Genomic DNA, 6,162 nt, shown 5'->3' with positions numbered 1-6,162 from the left:
ATTTACTTATTTGTTGGCGGTTCGTTTACCCAACCAGTAACCGATACCTAACGGAGCAAAGAACACCACTAAGATAAACAGGATGAAGTAGATAATCACACCTTTGATTAACTCCATCAGTTTATCAATCGCAAGTACCACCACCTCTTGAGAGACGCGATCAAGGTCTTGTGTGAACAGTTCTCTCTCTGAAGTCACAATACCCGCAATCTCGATGCGCTCTTTCGCAATCATCTCTACAAGTGCTTCTCTCTCACGTGTCACCATTTTTTCTAAAGCCACACGTTCATCGCTCAACATCGCCAGTTTTTGGTCTGTTTTGTCACTAAGATCATTGAGCAATGGCTGCATTTCTGTCGACATAATAGAGGCTAGCGTTTGCATGTATTCTGGGTTGTTCTCAATAAAGTCTTGCATGCTTGCTGATGTTTGACGAAGGCTTTCTAGCGTCATCGATAGGTCTTCACCCGTTAGCGAGCTATTCAATGCAACCAACTCAGCTTTCCACGTCATCAGTTTCGGTGTCTGGTCAGCCATTAAGCTTAAGCGGTCTGATGCATCGCTCATTGCTTCTGGCATGGTGCCTAAACTCTGGACGATTTGCGACTCGTCTTTACCAAGGTAATTTAGCCATTCACGGTAAGCAGGTGTGCTTCTGAATGTGAGGTCTTTAAATGGGTGGCTAGCAGAAAACTGCGCAACGAACGCTTTGCTGTTTTTGAAATCACTCGAGCTCAATACACCCTTTGCCAGCTTCTCGGCTTCTTGATCAAGAAAACGAGCGGTCTCTACTGCATCATCCGTCGCGAACAGATCTGCGCCGTCGCCTTGGCTATAAAACTGATTCATTTGGGCAGTGAAAACCCACGAGTCAATTAACGCAGACATAGGGGAAGTTTGGTAAGCCGCTTGTTGTAAGCCCTGCTCTGCATGGATCTTCCAAAGCAACACATAAGATTGATGTAAGGTGTCATCAGCAGGGTAAGATTGCGCGATGAGATCGGCCGAATCTTCTACTCGTGTAAAGAACATCTTGGCGTATTCACGCGTCATGATCCGAGCATTTAACTCTTGTTGAGTGAGAGGCGTCGTTTGACTATCTAACTTAACTTCTAAGAGAGAACAACCACTTAGCACAATGCTAAGCACCAACACCATCCAACTTCGACTCGAAACTCGTAACATATAAACCTCTGACAAAGACTAAGGGCGCTGATTGTATGAGCGCTTCGTCATAGTATTGTCAAAAATCCTGTAAAAGTTAACGCTGACTGTCTAAATATTCATGAGCAGAATCCACAGAGGCTTTTATAGCCTGCTCTAGTTCAGCTAAATCATGTTCACTGATCGCACTGGAGTGCTTCATTGTCATTTCAATGGTTGCGGCAATGATGGCTAACCGAGACGCTTTAATACTGCCAGCCACGCCTTTTAAGCTATGTACAATGCGAGCCGCGGAGGTTTCATCTTTGGTCAACAAAGACTTAAACTTCTCGTAGTCACCTGCGTGGTCTTGTACAAACACACCAAGCAAGAGTTCGACAGACTCAGCATCACCATCGAACGTTTCTAACATGTCTTCGATATCAATCGCAGGCTTTGAATCTGTGACACTGGCAACGTGTTTCTCTACTACTGGCGCCTGTTCAGGGACTTGCTGAATAGAGTATTGCGGTACAACGGGTTGGCTTGTAACGTTAACGCTCTGCGGAGGTTGAGAGTCGGAAGACTGGCGCGTTGGCCTGTTCTCGGATACATAAGCGTCACTATCTGCTTGTTTCACTGCTGAGGAAACAACATCGCTATAAGAAGCGTCTTCCTTACTTGAATTAATTTCTAGTTCAGAGCTGAGTTCTTGGTCTGCTTCTTTCATCGTTTTTGTGGACCTAACGCCCCAAAACACTATCCCGCTCATCGCCACCAAGCTTAAGCCTAGCATCACCAACAATAGGTTGAATTGACGATCATGGAACTCAGCTTCGAGTTTTATGATCTGTTCATTTACTGAGTTTTTCTTAATCTTATCAACCAAATAGTTAAGCTGAGCGTAATCACTCAACAATGCTGACGCATCAGCCAGTAGTTGTTGGAGTGCATCTTGTTCTTCGTTTTCTAAGGAATAAGATTTTTCTAGAATGGAATCAAAGGCGCGATAAGTCGCTGACGAACTTTGATTTTCAGAATACATGGCTTCAAATACCACAACACCGAATTCGTTGAGGAGCGGTTTTAGCTGAGGGGAAAGCTCTTTATCAGCACGCAAGATCTTAATGTTATCAACGATGTCTTGAACTTGGCTTTCTATTGGAATGAACTCATCGAACTTTTCTAGGAACTGATCAGCTACGTACAACAGTTGGTTGACATCAGGACGAAACAAGGCGTGTTGGAAATCAGATTCAATCTGCAGTCGGATCGAATAAACCAACTGAGCATCGAGTGCGAGATCATTGATACGAGAGACTCGAAGCGGTTCTGAGAAATAAAGCGATTGCCTCAATTCGTTGACTCGAATACCGAGCTCTTCGATTTGAGCTAGAGAATTGGTGTAGGAACGGCTTAGATTAAGAAGAGCCAATGAAGGAAGTAACCACAGAGCCAAGAGCACAACCAAAAAGGTGGCTGGTTTTTTAAAGCGTTTGGGCTTTGCTACTGATTGTTCCATCTATATTCCTTGTGCGTGTTAACTTGAAGCCATGACCGTAGCTAAAAGATTAAGCACAAAATAAGCGACAACGTCCTGCTGCCGCTTTTATCCGTTAACTTCGGACTATGACTTATTGCGAGTCAGTTGGTCACGTAAGTTCGGTGGAGTGCCTTTAATCGTTAGCGTGTCTGTCTCCGGATCGTAAAAGATACGTTCGCCTAGAAGCAGACTATCAAAACTAACATTCAAACCGCCACCAGCACCAACAAATTTTGTTAGTTTACGCATAGTTGCGCGATCGGCTGGGAAGCTGTCTTCTAACTCGTAGCCTTGCTCACTAGTATAGTCAAAGAAGCTTGTGCCATCTGTGCTTGCTGGCAACTCACCGGAAAGTTCACGAACTTGTACTTCATCGCCCGCTTTAAGCTGCTCGTTACAGTAATCCGCAACCTGCTTTTTGTAGCTGATCGCTTCTTCTTTCTCTAATTTAGAGTCAGAAACGAAGTCTTCTACCGCTTGCATCAGTACTTGGTTCTGCTGTTTCGCATCCAAACCAACTTCAGCTTGTAAGAAATCTAAGAAGAAATCCGCGACTTTACGGCCAACACGTCCTTTAATGTAAGTTAAGTAACGGTTTGACTCTTTATCAGTCTCATAAGTTGAAAGGTCTAGACGAGCCGCGATATCCATTTTTGAGATATCAAGGTAGTCAGTCGCACTAATATCAAGCCCTTCAGTTACCTTTAGGCTTTGGTTTGAAGGCAATAAACCAATGAAAAGATAATCTGTTGCAAGTGACTGATATTCAGCCATTACCAAGATACCTTCGTCAGCGAATGGGTACTTTGATAGTTCGTCTTTTAGACGTTGCGCACTCTTTTGAGAAAAATCGTAAAAGTTTGTCTCACCAGCACGAAGTTGATGCAACCACTGCTGGAATTCGCTGTCAGATTTGAAAGAACCAAACCCTTTGCCTGCTTTTGAATTAAAAACACGGTGAAGTTCAGCAACTAGGCTTTCAGATGAAGCATCGTTTTCAAGAGATTCAGCACGATAGTTAATAATCAGCTCATCCTGATCGTTCTTGCTCAGCTGGTGTAAAATTACGTTGGAAAGGTGAAGGCTCATAGTGAAAATATTACCGTTCAGGTTTCAGTTGTCGTGCATAGTAGGTTATCATAAGCCGCTTTTACTATCATTATTAGAGTCCTTATGCCGATTATATCTAAATACACAGATGATCAAGTTGAAAAAATCCTAGCTGAAGTAGGTGCTGTACTAACTAAGCACAAAGCTTCGCCAGAACTTTCACTGATGATCGCTGGAAATATCGCAACCAATGTCTTAAATCAGAATGTTGCTGCTTCACAACGCAAAGGAATTGCTGAAAAATTTGCCGAGGCTTTAATTTCTTCTCTTGAAGATAAAAAGTCTCACTAAATTTGATTGACGGATAAAAGAATTATAAATGGTAGACAGCGCAAACTCATATAGCGATCGTGTATCTCGACTGGTTGGTTGGGGTCACTGGTTTGCATTTTTCAACATCATTGCTGCGATGTTGATTGGTACTCGTTATATTACTCAATCTGCTTGGCCAGAAACCTTGCTAGGCCAATTCTATTTGGCTGCATCGTGGGTTGGTCATTTTGGCTTTTTAGTGTTCGCGCTCTATCTATTAGTGCTGTTCCCGCTCACTTTTATTCTTCCGTCGAGGAAGTTATTACGTTTGGTTGCCGTTATCTTCGCGACCATAGGTTTAACTGTCCTACTGATTGATACCCAAACGTATCAAAATATAAACCTTCACCTGACGCCTGTCGTGTGGGAGGTTTTATTCAGTGGAGAGGAATCTGCATTCACGTCTGATTTGCAGCACCTCTTCATTGTTATGCCGCTTATCTTCTTGCTGCAACTCGGTCTATCTGAGTGGGTTTGGCGTAAGCAGCGTAAACTGTCTCATAAACACATTGGCCGTCCGATTACTGCCGTCTTCTTCTTGTGTTTCATCAGCAGCCACTTGACCTACATGTGGGCTGATGCGTACTTCTATAACCCAATTACTAGCCAGAAAGCGAACTTCCCACTGTCTTACCCAATGACAGCGAAAAGCTTTATGGAAAAACATGGCCTATTAGACCGTGAAGAGTACCTTGAGCGTTTAGAAGCGAACAAAGAGAATGTAAACCTAGTTAGCTACCCGCTAGAAAAAATTCAATACAACCGCCGCAGTGATGATCTTAATATCCTGATGGTGAGTGTGAACAACCTTCGCTCTGACGCTCTTAATGCGACAGCGATGCCAAACAGCTATGCCTACGCACAACAGTCGATCAACTTCACCAACCACTACAGTTCAAGTAACGATATGTTTGGTATTTTTGGCTTGTTCTACGGCCTACCGAGCAGCTACGCAAGCAGCATTGAAGCTCAGGGGTCAAGCGCAGTATTGCTCGATGTTTTAGAGAATCACGATTACAAGTTCTCTGCTTTCAGTGGCGACAACTTTAGTGATGCACTGTACTCGGATATCATCTTCCGAGGCCGTGATGTGATGCCAGAGCAAGCAACTTATGATGACCAGAGTGCCATAAAAGCTTGGTCTAACTGGATTCAATCACCGCAAGCTAAACGCCCTTGGTTTAACTTTATTGAATTAACCACACTGGATAACTTCGCCAGCTACGATTCAAGTTCAGAGTCGGACTCTACGCTAACGACAGCAGAGCGTTTTGCAGCAGACTATCAAAAGTCGGCGACAGCGGCCGATGCTCAGCTAGCAACTATCTACGCTGAACTGGAACGCTTAGAGCTTGCCGATAACACGGTGGTTATCATTACCTCTAACCACGGTACTGAGTTTAACGAAACCAAAACCAACAGCTGGGGTGCAAACTCCAACTACAGTCGTTATCAGTTACAAGTACCACTGTTTATCAGCTGGCCTGGCAAGTCTGCTTCTGAATACACCCACCGTTCTAGTCATCTAGACGTGTCAGTAACACTGATGCAAGAGCTATTGGGTGTATCTTCGAACCCAACAGATTTCAGTAGTGGTCGCAGCCTGTTTAATGAACGTAACAGAAAGTGGATTCTCGCGGGCGACTCTCGTGAACTTGCTCTTGTTACTGACCAGCAAACAACGGTGTTGGATAAATTTGGTAACTACAAATTGTACGACCAAAATTACAAGCGCCTGAAAAACGTAAGCCCTCGCTTACCTGTGTTGATGCAAGGCCTGACAGAGCTACAGCGTTTCTACACAAAAAATGACTAAATAATCAGCAAACAGCAAAGGGAAGCCAATGGCTTCCCACTTACTACCGTTTTTGTTTTTAGTTCCCGCTAATCCGCGATGAACCTTTTTTATTGCCGTGAATGATTAGAAAACAAGCAACAAAACAAAATTATGAAAATTAAGGGTTTACAAGATCCTCCACCCCTTATATTATTCACGCCACTGGAGGGATGGCTGAGTGGTCGAAAGCACCGGTCTTGAAAACCGGCAACCGTTA

At 43.8% G+C, this 6,162-nt stretch carries 5 protein-coding genes; 2 read left to right on the top strand and 3 right to left on the bottom strand.

Features of this window, described 5'->3' with window-relative positions:
- Positions 1–6: 6 nt before the first annotated feature.
- The 3 genes from A6D97_RS11455 to yejK all read right to left on the bottom strand — a co-directional run bounded on the left by A6D97_RS11455 (position 7) and on the right by yejK (position 3,775).
- Positions 7–1,185, bottom strand: a complete 1,179-nt coding sequence (locus A6D97_RS11455) for a chemotaxis protein (protein ID WP_065584414.1) — start codon at positions 1,183–1,185, stop codon at positions 7–9.
- Between the two features lie 76 nt (positions 1,186–1,261).
- Complete coding sequence (locus A6D97_RS11450; protein WP_065584413.1) at positions 1,262–2,665, bottom strand: Hpt domain-containing protein; 1,404 nt, start codon at positions 2,663–2,665, stop codon at positions 1,262–1,264.
- Between the two features lie 105 nt (positions 2,666–2,770).
- Entirely contained in the window at positions 2,771–3,775 is a 1,005-nt protein-coding gene (yejK, locus tag A6D97_RS11445; protein WP_065584412.1) for a nucleoid-associated protein YejK, read from the bottom strand.
- Between the two features lie 84 nt (positions 3,776–3,859).
- On the opposite strand from yejK, the gene A6D97_RS11440 reads away from it, so the two are divergent.
- Positions 3,860–4,087 (top strand): YejL family protein, encoded by a 228-nt coding sequence (locus A6D97_RS11440; protein ID WP_004734063.1) that lies wholly within the window; start codon positions 3,860–3,862, stop codon positions 4,085–4,087.
- Between the two features lie 28 nt (positions 4,088–4,115).
- Positions 4,116–5,924 carry a DUF3413 domain-containing protein gene (locus tag A6D97_RS11435; RefSeq protein WP_065584411.1) on the top strand — a complete coding sequence of 603 codons (1,809 nt, stop codon included), beginning with the start codon at positions 4,116–4,118 and terminating at the stop codon, positions 5,922–5,924.
- The last annotated feature ends 238 nt before the right edge of the window (positions 5,925–6,162 follow it).

The sequence above is a fragment of the Vibrio sp. ZF57 genome, assembly GCF_001691235.1.
Taxonomy (GTDB): Bacteria; Pseudomonadota; Gammaproteobacteria; order Enterobacterales; family Vibrionaceae; genus Vibrio; species Vibrio crassostreae_C.
This window is presented reverse-complemented; position numbering and strand designations above follow the sequence as displayed.

Coding starts and splice junctions, on each gene's coding strand:
- A6D97_RS11455 (WP_065584414.1), bottom strand. CDS start 1,185: ATGTTACGAGTTTCGAGTCGAAGTTGGATGGTGTTGGTGCTTAGCATT.
- A6D97_RS11450 (WP_065584413.1), bottom strand. CDS start 2,665: ATGGAACAATCAGTAGCAAAGCCCAAACGCTTTAAAAAACCAGCCACC.
- yejK (WP_065584412.1), bottom strand. CDS start 3,775: ATGAGCCTTCACCTTTCCAACGTAATTTTACACCAGCTGAGCAAGAAC.
- A6D97_RS11440 (WP_004734063.1), top strand. CDS start 3,860: ATGCCGATTATATCTAAATACACAGATGATCAAGTTGAAAAAATCCTA.
- A6D97_RS11435 (WP_065584411.1), top strand. CDS start 4,116: ATGGTAGACAGCGCAAACTCATATAGCGATCGTGTATCTCGACTGGTT.